14 protein-coding genes are annotated in these 15,605 nt (G+C 43.5%); 3 read left to right on the top strand and 11 right to left on the bottom strand.

Going from position 1 to position 15,605, the window contains the following annotated elements:
* The first annotated feature begins 95 nt into the window (after positions 1-95).
* On the top strand, positions 96-1,421 hold the full coding sequence (locus tag NTX44_00325; GenBank protein ID MCX6120051.1) for a T9SS type A sorting domain-containing protein: 1,326 nt from the start codon (positions 96-98) through the stop codon (positions 1,419-1,421).
* A gap of 158 nt (positions 1,422-1,579) precedes the next feature.
* On the opposite strand, the gene NTX44_00320 is transcribed toward NTX44_00325, so the two are convergent.
* From NTX44_00320 to dnaG, 4 genes are all read right to left on the bottom strand, one after another.
* Positions 1,580-2,485 (bottom strand): restriction endonuclease, encoded by a 906-nt coding sequence (locus NTX44_00320; protein MCX6120050.1) that lies wholly within the window; start codon positions 2,483-2,485, stop codon positions 1,580-1,582.
* A 188-nt stretch (positions 2,486-2,673) separates the two neighbouring features.
* Positions 2,674-3,846 carry an NAD(P)/FAD-dependent oxidoreductase gene (locus tag NTX44_00315; protein ID MCX6120049.1) on the bottom strand — a complete coding sequence of 391 codons (1,173 nt, stop codon included), beginning with the start codon at positions 3,844-3,846 and terminating at the stop codon, positions 2,674-2,676.
* Between the two features lie 163 nt (positions 3,847-4,009).
* Positions 4,010-4,261 carry a 4Fe-4S binding protein gene (locus NTX44_00310; GenBank protein MCX6120048.1) on the bottom strand — a complete coding sequence of 84 codons (252 nt, stop codon included), beginning with the start codon at positions 4,259-4,261 and terminating at the stop codon, positions 4,010-4,012.
* A gap of 102 nt (positions 4,262-4,363) precedes the next feature.
* Entirely contained in the window at positions 4,364-6,226 is a 1,863-nt protein-coding gene (dnaG, locus tag NTX44_00305; GenBank protein ID MCX6120047.1) for a DNA primase, read from the bottom strand.
* Between the two features lie 51 nt (positions 6,227-6,277).
* On the opposite strand from dnaG, the gene NTX44_00300 reads away from it, so the two are divergent.
* Entirely contained in the window at positions 6,278-6,538 is a 261-nt protein-coding gene (locus NTX44_00300) for a hypothetical protein (protein MCX6120046.1), read from the top strand.
* A 215-nt stretch (positions 6,539-6,753) separates the two neighbouring features.
* On the opposite strand, the gene NTX44_00295 is transcribed toward NTX44_00300, so the two are convergent.
* The 4 genes from NTX44_00295 to NTX44_00280 form a co-directional block, all read right to left on the bottom strand.
* Positions 6,754-8,295: an ammonium transporter gene (locus NTX44_00295; GenBank protein MCX6120045.1), complete on the bottom strand. Its 1,542-nt coding sequence runs from the start codon at positions 8,293-8,295 to the stop codon at positions 6,754-6,756.
* A gap of 39 nt (positions 8,296-8,334) precedes the next feature.
* Entirely contained in the window at positions 8,335-8,673 is a 339-nt protein-coding gene (locus NTX44_00290; GenBank protein ID MCX6120044.1) for a P-II family nitrogen regulator, read from the bottom strand.
* Between the two features lie 32 nt (positions 8,674-8,705).
* On the bottom strand, positions 8,706-9,437 hold the full coding sequence (locus NTX44_00285; GenBank protein MCX6120043.1) for a hypothetical protein: 732 nt from the start codon (positions 9,435-9,437) through the stop codon (positions 8,706-8,708).
* A 271-nt stretch (positions 9,438-9,708) separates the two neighbouring features.
* Positions 9,709-9,993 (bottom strand): P-II family nitrogen regulator, encoded by a 285-nt coding sequence (locus NTX44_00280; GenBank protein ID MCX6120042.1) that lies wholly within the window; start codon positions 9,991-9,993, stop codon positions 9,709-9,711.
* Between the two features lie 757 nt (positions 9,994-10,750).
* Here NTX44_00280 and NTX44_00275 point away from each other — a divergent pair.
* Positions 10,751-10,951, top strand: coding sequence for a cold-shock protein (locus NTX44_00275; protein ID MCX6120041.1), 201 nt, complete (start codon positions 10,751-10,753; stop codon positions 10,949-10,951).
* A 416-nt stretch (positions 10,952-11,367) separates the two neighbouring features.
* Here NTX44_00275 and NTX44_00270 read toward each other — a convergent pair whose 3' ends face one another.
* The 3 genes from NTX44_00270 to NTX44_00260 are packed head-to-tail and all read right to left on the bottom strand — an operon-like array spanning position 11,368 to position 15,559.
* Positions 11,368-12,309, bottom strand: a complete 942-nt coding sequence (locus NTX44_00270; protein ID MCX6120040.1) for a TerC family protein — start codon at positions 12,307-12,309, stop codon at positions 11,368-11,370.
* On the bottom strand, positions 12,306-13,745 hold the full coding sequence (locus tag NTX44_00265; protein ID MCX6120039.1) for an amino acid permease: 1,440 nt from the start codon (positions 13,743-13,745) through the stop codon (positions 12,306-12,308). The genes NTX44_00270 and NTX44_00265 overlap by 4 nt, the downstream gene beginning before the upstream one ends.
* Before the next feature lie 53 nt (positions 13,746-13,798).
* On the bottom strand, positions 13,799-15,559 hold the full coding sequence (locus NTX44_00260; protein MCX6120038.1) for a universal stress protein: 1,761 nt from the start codon (positions 15,557-15,559) through the stop codon (positions 13,799-13,801).
* Between the last annotated feature and the right edge of the window lie 46 nt (positions 15,560-15,605).

Raw genomic sequence — 15,605 nt, 5'->3', positions numbered from 1 at the left:
GAGCAGTGGCGTTATCTTTACAGAATTCAGATCGGTACATTTCTTGAACAGAAAAAAAATGACTCTTATGAAATGAATATCAAGGAAAAGTATTGATGAAAACATTCCTCCTTACCCTTATAATGATCTTTAACGTCTATGGGCAATATAAATCCGGAACGCCACGAGACCAAACGGCGAAGAATGTTGCCAGCCAGGTTGCAGCTTCTACAGACACTGTATCACAATTTATTAGATTATTGAATGATCTCGCTCTGAATTCCAACAATCCTTTTTTTAAACAGCACTGCGGCTTCATGATCAACGTTCTTCAGGCAAAAGAATTATCGGAGTATGAAATATCATTTGTGAAGAAAATGTACACCACGTTCTCTGATACCAATATATTATCGAATGCAAGCAGGCTCTTATCCTACACAGAGCGAAAGCGTCCATTCATCATTTCGTGGACTTCACCAGCGGACAGCGTCGTTTCGCTGGCCTGGCTCCTTTTGCCGCAAAACTGGGATCCTGAAAAATCTTATCCGCTGTATGTAACGCTGCATGGACTGTACGATCCGTACAGTAATCCGGTTGAATATATGGCGAGATATCTCTCTCCCGATCTTATCGTTGAAAAATCGTTTGAAGACGGTTACTCTTTGTTTCCGTGGGGAAGAGGGAACATCTGGTATGAGGGAATTGGCGAAACCGACGTTTGGGAGAGTATTACGGCAGTCGAGAAGTTGATCAAAGTGGATTCCACAAGAAAATATTTGACGGGACATTCGATGGGGGGCTATGGAGCATGGGGTATCGGACAAAAATCCGCCGGCACATGGGCAGCGCTGGGAATATACGCCGGCGCATTGTGGTATAATAACAATAATTATCTTACAACAGCCGCTGCACAAAACTTAAAAGATGTTCCCGCTTTTTTCGTTTGCGGTACTCAGGATGGGTTGTTAGGTGTCAACCAAACGGCGCATCAATTGCTGCAAACTGCAGGAAATACTAATCTTGCTTTTGTGACCTTTCCAGGCGGACATGAAGCATTGCTGGAAAACTGGCAGAAAATGTACGAATGGGTAAGGAATTTTACTATTGAAAGAAAAAAGACTTGCGTCAGGGCTGATGCTTATCAAATACCTGCCTGCATAGCTTTATTTCCCAATTATCCTAATCCGTTTAATCCGACGACGACGATCGAATATCAAATTCCTAATGGTGGGACACAATATATTGTGTCCCTACGGGTGTACGATATGCTCAGCCGTGAAGTAACAACATTGGTCGATGGAGTAACGAAAGAAGGATATTACACTGTCACGTTTGATGCCCATCGTCTCGCAAGCGGTATCTATTTTGCAAGATGCACAGCAAGTTCACAAGATGGTAATGTCCCCATCATAAAAACGATAAAGATGCTGATGGTAAAATAAATACCTCTAAAGGAAACTTTCGAAAGTTCCTCCAACTTTTATAACGAACCGCTGGTATAGGATTAATTTCATTGATATCATCTTTTAATTCCGAAACACCGAACACTAAACAACTCAATATGGCGCATCGAAGAATGGGTCGTTGAAGAGGCGCGGAGTTAGGATATAGTTGGTTCTATTTTGTATTTTGGTTGAGATATTTTTTTAACTGCAGTTCTCACACAAAATTTTATCGAGAATTTTTCATTAAAAGGAACCTTTTCTTTCGAATTTAATTTTATAAATTTCTCTCGGTAATTAAAACCTATGTTCTCATCAAAAATCATTCTTCCTTCTTTTTGATCTACGAAGAAAATGACTTTAGTATAATCTAATTGCCCAACGTATCCAAAATAGATATTTTTCTTTGTCTTATAGGATACATTAAGGCTATTTATAGGGACGTATTCTCCATCTTGATTAAGAATACGATACGGCTTATCAATATTTGGTTCCCAACAATGCAATTTATCAGGTTCTAGTTTTAATATTTTGCCACTATTCCATTCGTTAAAGAACAAATCTCTAATTTGAATACCATTACAGAAGACTGGATAAATAATAGGCGATGTGCTCGTGGCAATGAATTCATACGAGTCGGAAAGATCTAAAAGTTCAATTTCTTCTATAGTCACCGGAATACCGGGATGAAATTTCCACTTATCATACTTTACATCATGTAATGTGCATAAGGTTATTCCTAATCTTTTCGCTTTAGAAATAGCGTTTTTAGAAAATCCTTTACTTGACACGATGATTGCTTTATTCGCTTTTACATCTAGCGCTACTGAATGGAACGCATCAACCGTCTCTATATTAACTTTTCTACTATTATCCTTGCATTCCACGACGGTTAGTATGTCTATCGGGCCTACTTTTCCTCTTATCACAACATCGATTTGTCTTGGTCCATCAATTCCTTCAAGTAGAACGTTTTGCTCTACAGTTTCAATCTTCGGATCATTCCTCAGTAACTCAAAGAGTTCCTTAGTAAGCTTTTCAAATTGCTCTGATTCTTTTTCCATTAGATCTTAAATATTAATTATACTGCTATATAACCGTATAACATTCCTGCAATAGGAATGTCATATCTTATCAAACATTTTTTTCATTCTCTTATATAAGATTCTGGCGGATTATCATGCTATCGATGATAGAATGTTAAATATTTTACCGAAAGTTCTTGCACCTTTCAAAACGTACCATCACGCAGCTACGACACAAAAACCTTCGCTACCTCAATCAGCATGGATGGCTTGTTCCACAATGCTGTACGAAAAATACCACCGACTGTCCGTTTATCTTCGGGAAGTGAAAGGGCGCTGTCGGCAATGTTGTTCAGCGTTTTATCCGAGATACTTGAGATCGCTTCTTTAATATTATAGAATACTTCGTGTCGCCAGCCAAGACGTTTTTGCCAGCGCTTTTCGTATTCGGTCAAATGCGAAAGGTCGTTCATCTTTAAAGCTTCAGCCACGACTTGCCCGGCAAGCATTCCACCGATCATTCCACTGACGATACCGCCGCCGGAAGTCGGATTTACTTGATGACCTGCATCGCCAACCAGCATCACATTATTCTTCACTAACGTATCGCACGTTTTGGCGCATGGTACTCCGCCGGCAATATGTGTCAGCACAGCGGCGTGTGGATAGTGACGTTCTACAAATTCCTGTAAATATTGTATCGCAGATTTTTTCTTTGCTTCCTCAACTGTAATTCCCAAACCGACGTTTGCCGTTTTGTATCCTTTTGGAAAAACCCACACGTATCCACCTGGTGAAACGTTTTCCCCAAAGTAAAATTCTAAAAGATCTTGTTCAACATCGATTCCTGAAATCGTCATCTGCGCACAGCTTTCCATGTCGTGGATGGAACTTGCGGTATCGATTCCCGCCCACTTACCAACTCGTGTCTCGACGCCATCGGCGCCTATAACAATGCGCGATTGAATTTCGACAGGTTTGTCCTTCACGAGCGCTTTCACTCCAACGGCTTTACCAGCATCATCTTTGAGAAGGTCATACACGTACGCTTTCGTAATAACCTCTGCACCTTCGTTTGCCGCTAATTTTGCCAATTCATAATCGAACAAGCGCCGCTCAAGCACGTATCCCGTTCCATCAAGCCGCGGGATAACTGATTTTCCATTTGGCGCAACAAGGCGAAAGCGAGTGACAGTTGCTGCAATCCATTTCGGATCCGGCTGAATAAATTGCACTACCCCTTCGTGACTAACTGCTTCGCCGCACCGTACCGGGTAACCGACATCGCGGTCTTTCTCCAGCATGAGTACCGAGGCGCCTCCTGCTGCTGCAAATCGTGCTGCTGTTGATCCTGCCGGTCCCGCACCGACGACGATGACATCATATTTATCTTTAAACATACAGTTTGAATCTAGTGATTTTGTGATTGAATGATTTATTGATTTCGGATTTAAGTTATCAGCATTCAGTTTTCAGTGTTTTTTTATCGGCCGGCATAGTATCGATCTCTTCTTCTCATTCCTTTTTACTCATCTACACATAGGCTCAGCAACTCATCTACTTTCAACTTTTGAGTTCATTCAAATACATTGGCTGAGTTTTGGAGAACTCCCCCACTCCTTCTCGATGAAATTGAATCACTTCCCACGGACATGCCCATACACACTTGCGGCAATTTGTGCATCGCTCATCTATAATAGAGATACGCGATTCCATCAACTCGATTGCATCTTCGGGGCACACACCCACACAACAACCGCAGTAATCGCATTTACCGGGTATTATATGAATCATCAATGGTGTCTTTCGCGGCATATTCAAACTCCAACTTTTCTCTGTGTTTCTTCCCGATGAATTGCATACGGGTTCATGGGTTCCTTAAAGTTCTATGTACTGCAAAACGAACGAATCATATAATTAAAGAGATTCAATTTCCTTTTTTAACCGCAGCAATTCCTGTTGCCTCTGAAGATACGGTGTTGCATCATCGCGGCGTATACTTGCTTCCTTCAGCGCATGCTGGTTCTCTTCCATTTCCTTCTGGATTGCTTTACGACGCACAGTAACGACGGCATCTTTTGCAATCATCATCGGATCAGGCACATCAATTTCTTTTTCCATTTCTTGCCATTGAGGGCTTAGTTCGTACCGGCTTAACACAAGATCGGTGATGAGGTTCTTCAGCTCCGGTTCCTGCACTTCACTAACAATCGAAGGTGCATCAATCGTTCCGCGTTCATCGTACAAATCCAGTACGCGCTGGGCAAGTTTCCTTGCACGATCATCGCTCAACTGTAACAAAGAAATATTTGAGAGTATAAAACGAATCACATCAGGATTACCTTCAAGAATCAGTTTCAAGATGTCTCGTTCTTCAGGGGGGATTATTTTCGTCTTTGGCACAGCCGGCTTCTCTGCGCCTGCTTGACGCGGAGCATAATTTGACTTTTGATAACTTTCGGATCGCTGCGCGCGTTTTCCCTGAGACAGTGCTTGCTCTAATTCATGAAAGAGCACACTCTCATAGACGTCATATTTCTCCGCTACTTCCTTCACATAAAAATTCCGCCTTAATTCATCTTTCATCTTCGCGATAGATTGTACGAGCGATCGCACGGCTTGCGTTTTTCCTTCCGCTGTAGTAAATGCTCCCTCCCGCTGAAATTGTTTCGCTCGGAAATCAATAAAAGAAATGGCGTTCAAGAGACGTTCCCGGAATTCATTGCCGCCATGCTTCTGCACAAACGAATCCGGATCGTCACCTTCGGGCAATTCTACGATACGGACATTCAAATCATGTTCAAGCGCCAGATCGATCCCGCGTACAGTTGCGCTGGAACCGGCGGTATCTGCATCATACACAAGCGTAAGATTCTTCGAATATCGTCCAATAAGCACGAGTTGTTCTTCCGTCAGCGCGGTACCGCTGGATGCAACGACGTTTTGAATTCCCGCCTGGTAAAGCGAAATTAAATCTGCATATCCTTCCACCATCAGCGCGTTGTCTTCCTGGCGAATGGAATCTTTCGCGTGGAACAATCCATATAACACGCGGCTTTTATTGTAAATAGGAGTTTCCGGTGAATTGATGTACTTGCCGGCGATGGCGTCGTCCTCGCGCATCTTACGGGCGCCAAAACCGATAACACGCCCTTGCGTTGAAAAAATCGGAAACATCGCTCGACCGCGGAAATAATCGTACAGCGAGCCATCATCGCGCACTCGCGCCAATCCAACTTTGGCGATGTCTTCTGATTTAAATCCTTCTTCTTGCGCTTTTTGCACGAATGCATCCCACGAGTTCATCGCATAACCAAGTCCAAACGTGCGGATGGTTTCATCCGTAAATCCGCGCCTGTAAAAATACTGAAGTGCCTCTTTGCCTTCATCCGATTCGGTAAGATTTTTGAAGAAGTGCATTCCCGCAAAACGGCATACGGCATAGTAATTTTCAAACTCCGTTTGCTCTTCGGTCATCGGTTTGCTCTCTTCCGGAATGGTAATACCGAACTTCGAAGCAAGCGACCGCACAGATTCCACAAACGAAACTTTATCCATCTCCATCAAAAAAGTAAAGATGTTTCCGCCCTTGCCGCAGCCGAAGCAATGGTACATCTGCTTCTCTGCGCTCACGGTGAACGATGGTGTTTTTTCTGTATGGAATGGGCACAGGCCAAGATAATTCTTGCCGCGTTTTTTCAGGTGAACATAGGCAGCGATTACTTCTACGATGTCGGCGGCATTTCGGACTTCATCAATTTTATCTTCTGAGATACGCATTGCAGAAGAAATCTACCCAAATATGTGTGTACAAGCAAGATTTCAAAAAGCATGGTAGAGCCCATCTCAGCCGGAGGCATTAAACAAAATCACACGAAGTGTGATACAATTTGGATCAATATTGAAGAACCAAATTCACCGTCCGACAGGGCGTCGCCTGCCGGCCGTCAGGCAGGGACTCTACCTCAAATTTCCACTCGATTCCTACTCACCGCCGGCAAGCGCCCGAAACTTCCAAGCGTGAATATCACTTTCAAAGCCGCGCAGCATACCGGCAAGAAGAAAGTAAATCAGGAAGCGCTGGAGTTGTAGAGTCCATCTCGTAGTTGGACGTTGAACATCGTCCGACAAAGTGTCGGACTCTACCTCATTTTCATTTTGTTTCCCTAATTCCTTTCCGCTATTTCTTGAAAGACCTCTCCGATCGCTGCAAGCGGTCGGAGAGGTAAGCAATCAATTTGCAATTTCTAATTAACAAGGCTCAGAATACTCTGAGCCTTTTGTTTGTACTTTGTTAAGGAAACATCCTATTCTTGCTCTTGTTTTGAAATCCTGCGTATCCGGGAAATGACAAATTCAGGATAAGCGGTGACGCCATGTTCGTGCAAATCAAGACCTTCCATCTCACCTTCTTCCGATACACGAAGAGTACCGGTGAGTTTTACAGCATACATCAACACAAAGGTGACAGCTATCGTTGCTGCTACAACGGAAGCACTGCCAATCGCCTGAGCAATCAATTGGCTAAAACCGCCATGATAGAACAAGCCTGTAACGACTGAACTGGTATCGACTCCGGTAGGGGTTGGCGCACCGAAGGCTCCTGTCGCGAAAAGGCCTAATGAAAGTGTGCCCCATATGCCGCCCAACATATGCACGGGTACAGCACCAATCGGATCGTCAATTCGCAAATACTCCAGCAAGTCCATTCCCCACACGGCGATTAACCCTCCTCCGACGCCTATCCAGAAAGCTCCAAAAGGATCCACCCAATAGCATGGACAGGTAATGGCAACGAGGCCTGCCAGAAAACCATTCACTGTCAATCCTAAATCCCAATGTTTTTTTGTGCGAATAAAAGAATAAAACATCGCTGTCAAACCAGCCGAACATGCAGCTAACGTTGTATTAAATGATACTCTGCCAATGCCGACAATATCCAGGGCAGACAATGTGCTTCCCGGATTAAAACCATACCAGCCAAACCAGAGAATCAACCCGCCGAGTGCACCTAAAATGATGTCATGGGGCGGCATTGGTCCGCCTCCGTCACGCTTAAATACTCTGCCGAGACGAGGTCCAAGAACCAAAGCTCCAACGAGAGATATAGCACCACCGATTGTATGGACAACAGTTGATCCGGCAAAATCATGGAACGCAAAAGGCTGCATCACTGCTAACCAACCATCCGGTCCCCATGCCCAGTGGCCAATAATTGGGTAGATAAAACCGGTCACGCCGACACTATAGAGCAGATCTCCGATGAATCCCGTACGTCCTACCATGGCACCTGATGTAATCGTGGAGCAGGTATCTGCAAAAGCGAATTGAAATACCCAGAACGCTAATACTGGTACACCCGTTGATCCATATGTTTCCGGTAACCCTTGTAAGAAAAATCCGGTTGTGCCGATCCAGGGAGTTCCCGGTTCGAACATAAACGCAAAACCCCATGCCCAAAAAAGAACACCGCAAATAGAAGTATCGGCAATACCTTCCACCAGAATGTTCACCGCTTCACGGGAACGGGCAAATCCGGCTTCCAGCATTTCAAAACCGACCTGCATACAGAAAACCAAAAATGCTGCGACCAGCACCCATACTGTATTGATTGCATTGATGACCGCGATTTGCGGAAGAGGTGCATCACCTGCTCTTGCAACAGCCGGAGTGAGTTCCCACATGAGAAGTAACACGGCGGCAACTCCAATGAGTTTCCCCAACATTCGAAGGCCGGAGTTGCGCCAGCGAATGGGATTGTGAATATTATCGATAAAGCGTTTGAGGAGACTATTCGGATACGTGGTCATTGATCCTCCACTTTCGTTTACTTTAGAAAAAATTTTCATATGCTTTCACCTTGGTTTTATGAATAAGTATATAGCGCTCTATAACGCTGTTTCACCTGATTCTTCTGTTCGTATGCGAATTGCATCATCGATGGTCCAAATGAATATTTTACCATCTCCCACCGATCCGGTTTGCCCTTTTTTAATGATGACAGAAATCGCATTTTGCAAATGTTGGTCTGCCACGACGACCTCCAGTTTTACCTTGGGTTGGAATTCAATTTTATATTCGGAGCCACGATAGGATTCCGTATGCCCTTTTTGTCTACCGTACCCTTGTACCTCTGAAACTGTCATTCCATGGATGCCGGCCTCCAAGAGTGCTTCACGTATATCTTCCAGCTTATGTGGCCGGATAATTGCTTCAATTTTTTTCATACTATTCCTCTCTGCTTAATAATGAGTCGTTATTATATATTGATGTCTAATTGCATCGTAAACGTGCTTGGGAGATCAGCGTTGAAAACGTCTCGCGCAAAGATAACGCTCACGTTTTTTGAAAATGTCCATGCAAGTCCATAGCTTAATGCACCAAAACTGCTTTTGGTACCTTGATAATCGACAGCAAGCCAGAGGTTTTCGCTGATCTCCGGAATTTGCCTATCCCACGAAAGTAAAACTCCAGAGTTATCCGCGCTTCCGGTTGAAAGATCGACCAGCAGTGTCTTATTCCCAGAAAAGAATCCTAGTTCAATTCGTCCTAAGACGGGAAAAGTCTTTCCAACTATTCCATAGAAAATATTATAGTCCGTCACATTTTTCAGAAATCCGAAGCCAAATCCTCCTACCGCTATCGCGGGGGACCAACCGGTAAGCGCTCCCTCCGGGACTCCGACTTTGGCATTCAGCATGAAAGGTGACCATTGAGGCGTCATGTAATCAAAGCCAATTTCCGCTTGTACGACGGAATCAGGCAATACTCCGACAGTTAAACCGAAATCTGTTGGGAATGCCGTACCGCTGTATGGTTTTCCACTATTAAAATCGTAAGCATAATTATCAATGCCAAGATGGAACGATTTATATCCTTGGAAATCCACAGAAGGAATCCAGATAATTGTTGATGGTGTAGCATAGGTACGCGAGCTCGTTATCATAAAGATCGCGAGCATCGTAAAGATGATATTTTTTACTAACTTCATAGTATTATCCCTGTTCTAAAAATTGTTATTTGAATTATTGGTTTTAACGAAAAATCTGAGTTATATCGGCCGACAACCGGACTACATCAGCATCGATGATAAGGTTCGACTAATTGGGCAGCGCGAATTCCCGTTGAAAAACTTATAGAAGTAAATAACACTGTCATAGTTATAAAATTCTTCATGAACAATCTCTCATTGTGTGGTTTTATTGACTTATCGCTTGCACCCTTGATCTATCAAACGGATTCTCGATTCCATTTGAAGAGACCTAACTGATATCATTGACCGTCGAAATAAGTATTTTATCTTCTCCTCCTTTTCCCGTTTGCCCTTTTGTCTTCAGTATTGAAACCGCATGAGGCACTTTTTTTTGAGCAACAGTGATTTCTACCTTCACTCTAGCCTTTGTATCTATTGAGAATGCAATGCTTCGATATATTTCAGTATGCGCTGTAGAGTCTCCATAATCCCGAACTTCCGTAACCGTCATTTTTTGAATCCCTGATTTTAAAAACGCTTCACGAAACTCATCAAGTTTATCGGAACGAACAATTGCCTCGATTTTCCCTACAACGGTAATTCCTTTTCTTTTAAACGATTAAATCCTTAATTATTACCGTCATTAATAATAACTACCTAATAATATAAGATTGTTATGCAATATGTCAATAGTAAATAAATATTTATTATCTATTCGCCTTATTTAAGAAAATTTTAATGCGAAGCAACGGAACTTCTACGTGCTAATTTTTGTTTGAGATTGGTTTATGCAGCAGCGGACAAATCTTATGCGATCCGATAGATATACCCTCAAGAATGTCTTTCTGTCGGCTTGGACATTCTTATGTACGCAGCGAAAATGCATTTCAGATTTGCTGTAAGTTCATTTGTTGCCTCAGTCCTTCACTTCATAAAGTGATGATTTCACGGCAAGAATGAGCCGCACCGCCGGGTAATATCCTCTTTCCCTGTTTTACACGTATTTACAAGGCATGCGCATATCTGTTACATATCTCAGGGCGGTTGTTTTTCCACTTGGAACTTATCCTAACAATCTGTATAATACTATGCCAAGTAACAGTACACCGTGCTTGCTTCTTTGTGATAATTCTCGGATACATGTGTAGAAGAGAACCCGCTTCGATCATCTTTAGATGGGCAAAGTTTCGCATCCCAAGTGTAAGAAGCTGTCATCGGACATCCACCAATTGGCACACCTGTTCGTTGATGTTTTTCGCAAGAGCCGGTACCTGCGGCGTACACCGACCCGACGGTTGATCGGGGTAACTTTTTAGGAAAGGATTTGTTCCATGGAAGAAGGAACAGTCAAGTGGTTCAACGGAGCTAAAGGCTTTGGATTTATTTCTCGCGCCAATGGCGAAGATGTGTTCGTCCATTACAAGTCGATCGTTGGTGATGGGTACAAGACCCTGAACGACGGCGACAAAGTGCAGTTCGAAGTCCAAACGGGTCCGAAGGGCCTGCAAGCAGTGAACGTTTCCAAAATATAAAGGAATCCACTTCATTATTGCGAACATTTTTTAAACACAGAAAGGCACACAGCTAAAAGCTTGTGTGCCTTTTTCATTTTTCAACAAAATTATTATCAATTTGGATCGTTGAATGAAGGTTCGAGTTAAGAGTTCAGTGAACTCAGTATTTCTTTTGATTCATTGCATACCGACAGATGCAAACGCGTAGCCCAACAACATTACACACCAATCTTAGATCTCTAACGCAAACATCCATCCTCTTTAGTTAGTTAACATCCCTCTAAAAGTTGAAGTTGTACATTGATAGTACCGCGTACAAATTCTCCATGATTCGATTAGATGACGGAGTACGAAATTCGGAATCTCTATGAGCAACGAAGGGAAAGATATATAAATCTATCTATGCGTTTGGTAGTTCCACGAATAAAACTATATCATGCCTGTGACGAATTGTTCTTTTGAACTCTTGTCCGAATAACCGAAGCAGCAATTGCAATTGCTATAACGGTTCCCACTACCGCCAATGCCACTCCGATCGGAATATTCACATATCCCATGAGCAGCATCTTCAATCCTATGAAGGTCAAGACAATCGATAATCCATGCCGAAGGTAGTAGAACAGATCCATAATACCGGCAAGTGCAAAATAGAGAGCCCTCAGCCCGAGGATGGCACACACGTTAGATGTATAGATAATAAACGAATCTTGCGTGATGGCAAATATTGCGGGAATTGAATCAACAGCAAAGAGCAAATCCGTTGTTTCTATTACTATTACAACGATGAGAAGAAGTGTGCCATAGTGTTTTCCGTTCGCTTTCACAAAAAACTTTTCTTCGTGGTAACCAGCCGTAACAGGAAAGAATTTTTTAAAAATTCGAACAACAATATTACGTTCCGGATGCACTTCCTTTTTTTCCTTTTGAAACGACATCTTGACTCCGGTAACGACCAGAAATAATCCGAAGATATACAGTAGCCAATGAAAACGAGTAATTAACGCAGCACCAAGAACGATCAGTACGCCGCGCATGATCAGAGCACCCAAAATTCCCCAGAAGAGAACTTTATGCTGGTATTTTGCTGGAACCTTGAAGTAGGAGAAAAGAAGTAAAAAAACGAAGAGATTATCAATACTTAAAGATTTTTCAATCAAGTAGCCCGTAAAAAATTGCAGTGCAGATTCGCGACCAAACCAAAAATATACTCCAACATTGAAAAGAAGCGACAATGCAATCCACCCTGCGCTCCACATTAAAGACTCTTTAATGCTAATCTCGTGCGGTTTGCGGTTTAACACTTTCAAATCGATAGTCAGGAGAATGAGAACAAAAACATTAAACCCGATCCATAAAAGGATGGAATGCATTATCATTGCTTTCTCATAAGAACTTCTTGATTCATTTGTTGTTTCCAATAAAGATAGAAAGGAATTCCTACAATAAGCAAGAGGAGACCTACTAATGAATCGGCAGTCTGCACCAACAGGGTATTCACCACAAACCATGTTGCAACAACGATGAATGCGATTGGAACATACGGGTAACCCGGCACACGGAAAGCTCGATTTGCGTCTGGCATCTTTTTTCGTATAATGAATACTGCAAAAGCACCAAGCGCGAAGAATATCCAACCTGCAAAGATCACGTACGTAAACAACTGATCGTACGTTCCAGTCAATGTCAGAAGCGAGGCCCACACGCCCTGGATCATGAGTGATCTGCCCGGGGTTTTATATTTCGGATGAACTTTGCCGAATCCAGAAAAGAAGAGCTTATCTTTTGCCATCGCAAAAAAGACGCGTGCCGTCGTCATCGATGTTCCGTTCACCGTTCCGAATGTCGAGACCATCACACACAACGAAATGATCGCACCGCCATACCCGCGAAAGACCCTTTCCATCACATCTGCCGCAACCAAATTTGATTTTGCAATCTCTTCGATTGGAAGGACATAGAGATACGCTAAGTTTGTGACTGCATAAATAATGATAACGGCAATCGTTCCAATGACCAAAGCTCGCGGAATAGTTTTCTTGGGTTCTTTCACTTCTCCGGCAAGATACGTGAGACTGTTCCAGCCGTCATATGACCAAAGCGTTGCAATCATTGCAACACCAATCGCTGAGATCAGAGTACCTGAAGAAGGACTGCCCCACAGCGGAAAGAAATGTTCTACGCTCCCCTTCCCGAACGTAAATCCCAGAAACACAATACCGCCGATAGCCGCCACTTTCAGAAAGGTGAATACATTCTGCACAAACCCGCCAAAGTGCACGCCAAAGTAATTGATGATCGCAAGAACCATGATGGCCGATATCGCCATGAGCTTTAATCCGATATCTGCAAAAGGATGGATATTCCCTATCAGCGGGAGCTGCCATGCTTCAAGCGATGGAGAAAAATGAGGAAGGTTGACGAAGAAACCAAAATATTTCGCAAACGCAACCGCAATAGCGGCTATTGACCCAGTTTGGTACACAATGAAAGTAGTCCAACCGTAGAGAAACGCAATAAGATCATTATAGAGAACCCGGAAAAAGACGTACTGACCACCGGCATCAGTAATCTGACTGGCAATTTCTGCATTGGTCATGGCGCCGGCAAGCGTCAGGAGTCCGCTCAGAATCCAGACAAAGATCATCACACCGGGGATCTGAACTGCCGCTGCAACATTGGATGGAGTGAGAAAAATTCCCGAACCAACGACCGACCCAATGACGATCATAATCGCCGAAGTCAGTCCCAAGCGGCGAGAGAGTTTATTCTGTTCCTTCTCCACTCCACATTCAAGAGATATCTGTTCGATCACGAATGAGACTCCATGCTGAACGTAAAGGACATCACAAACAAGGTGAGCGGAAATTATCCGCCGAAGATGATAAGCTGTACTTCTTCCGGCAGCAATGCGCTGAGAGAGCGCATCACGCTGCCCCTGAGCACGCTTTCCAACACACTACGTTTGGTCGCTCCCATAATGACACGATCAACGCCAAACGTAGCGGCTTGTTCGGCAATGGTGTATCCAACTTCATAACTCGGGATTGAAATAATCTGATAATCTATGCCTGAGGCTGAACAAATAGTTTCAATATGTTCTTCTTCACCATTCACTTTCATTTCTATTCGTTCCGGCAATGCACCTACTGCAATCTCCTTGACGCGCAACACAAAGAGCAATGCACCACGTTGCTTTGCTTCATCAAGAGCGAATTTCAACAGCTTGTCATTCACATCCTTAAGTGCAAGAAGATATTTCGTAGAAGGAATAGATGTTCGGCGACGTTTGCGCGTCGGTACAGATAATGTCTGCACTACCTCCGCAGGGATTTGTTTGGCTGCTAATCTCCATTTTACAAATTGGCGAGCAGCAAAGCCGAGCAATAAAATGAGTCCGGCAAAAATCGTTGCTTCGTGTTTTTTTACAGCAATTGATATTTCGATTAAAAGGAGCACCGCCGCTGAAACCATCATCAAGATTTTTACGTACGGCTTCATACTGACCGATTTATCTGTCGCTGTCGAACCAAGATTGATGACCATTGCTCCCACTAATCCGATGGCATAAAGATGAGAGAGCGTCTCTACATCCTGAAAAACGAGCAATACTGTAATAGGCAGAATCGTCGTTACTACCAGCGGAATAATAGGAACGCCATGACGATTCAGTTTGCGCAGTGAAAAGGGAAGTTCTTTATCTATTGACATCAAGAATTGAATGGATATCAGGCCATTGAGCGCCGTGTTACCCGCCGAAATCAGAAGTGTGCCAAGAGAGAAAGCTACAAACCACCCAAACCAAGCGCCAACATAATGCTCGCCAAGAAAACGCAGCATGTCTTCCTTGTGATCACCAGGATTCAACCCATGGATTGCATGCATGGCAAGTCCAAGGAGAAGATTAGCAATAATGACTTTTGCGAGAACAGAAAGTATGGCGCGACGCGAATCTCTGGCAGGGTCTTTCATCAAACCCGTCATATTAGAAATTGCTTCTATGCCTGAAAGACTCAGAATGAATCCAATAAAGATGCCCCAATTATGAAATAATCCTCCCTCTGGCTTGACAATAGTCGCTTGTTGGACTGCAGTCCCTGCAGAAGAAAATATTATTGTTGCTAATGTGGCAAGTGTAAACGCGGAAATCAAGAGAGCCAAACCACCCGAGTGTTTTGGACCGTACCAATTAATGGTGCCAAGAATGCCGATAATAATTATTGCCCATAACGCCGGATTTTCGAGACCTAAATAATGGCAGGCATCCAGTATAGATAAAGCCATGGTAACAACATAGTCTGCTGCCAGAAGTAATGCACCGAAAACGGCAAGTAATTGAGAGCGATGATATACTGAACTATAGACTCCGCCGCCGTGAGGATAGAGACGACAGATCGTAATATAATTGACGGCAACGAGAGTGGTTAACGCCATCATAAAACAGAGATGCCAGAAGCTTGAATAGCCCGCAAGAGCGAATCCAAGTCCCATGACGTAAGCTACACTTGTACCCCAGTCACCATCGAGAATTGCTGCACTGCGGAGCCACCCGAGAACACGCGGCCGGCTGGTAGCATATTCCTTCACTCCCGAGTGCGGGAGTGAAGCACTAGAACCATCAAGATCCAAAATTCAAATTCCGAATTCAACAAAAGGGAAGCCGAGGCCTGTGAAT

It is taken from the genome of Ignavibacteriales bacterium, assembly GCA_026390575.1.
GTDB lineage: Bacteria > Bacteroidota > Ignavibacteria > UBA10030 > UBA10030 > Fen-1298.
Note: the sequence above shows the minus strand (reverse complement) of the source record. Positions and strands in the feature narration are given on the sequence as shown.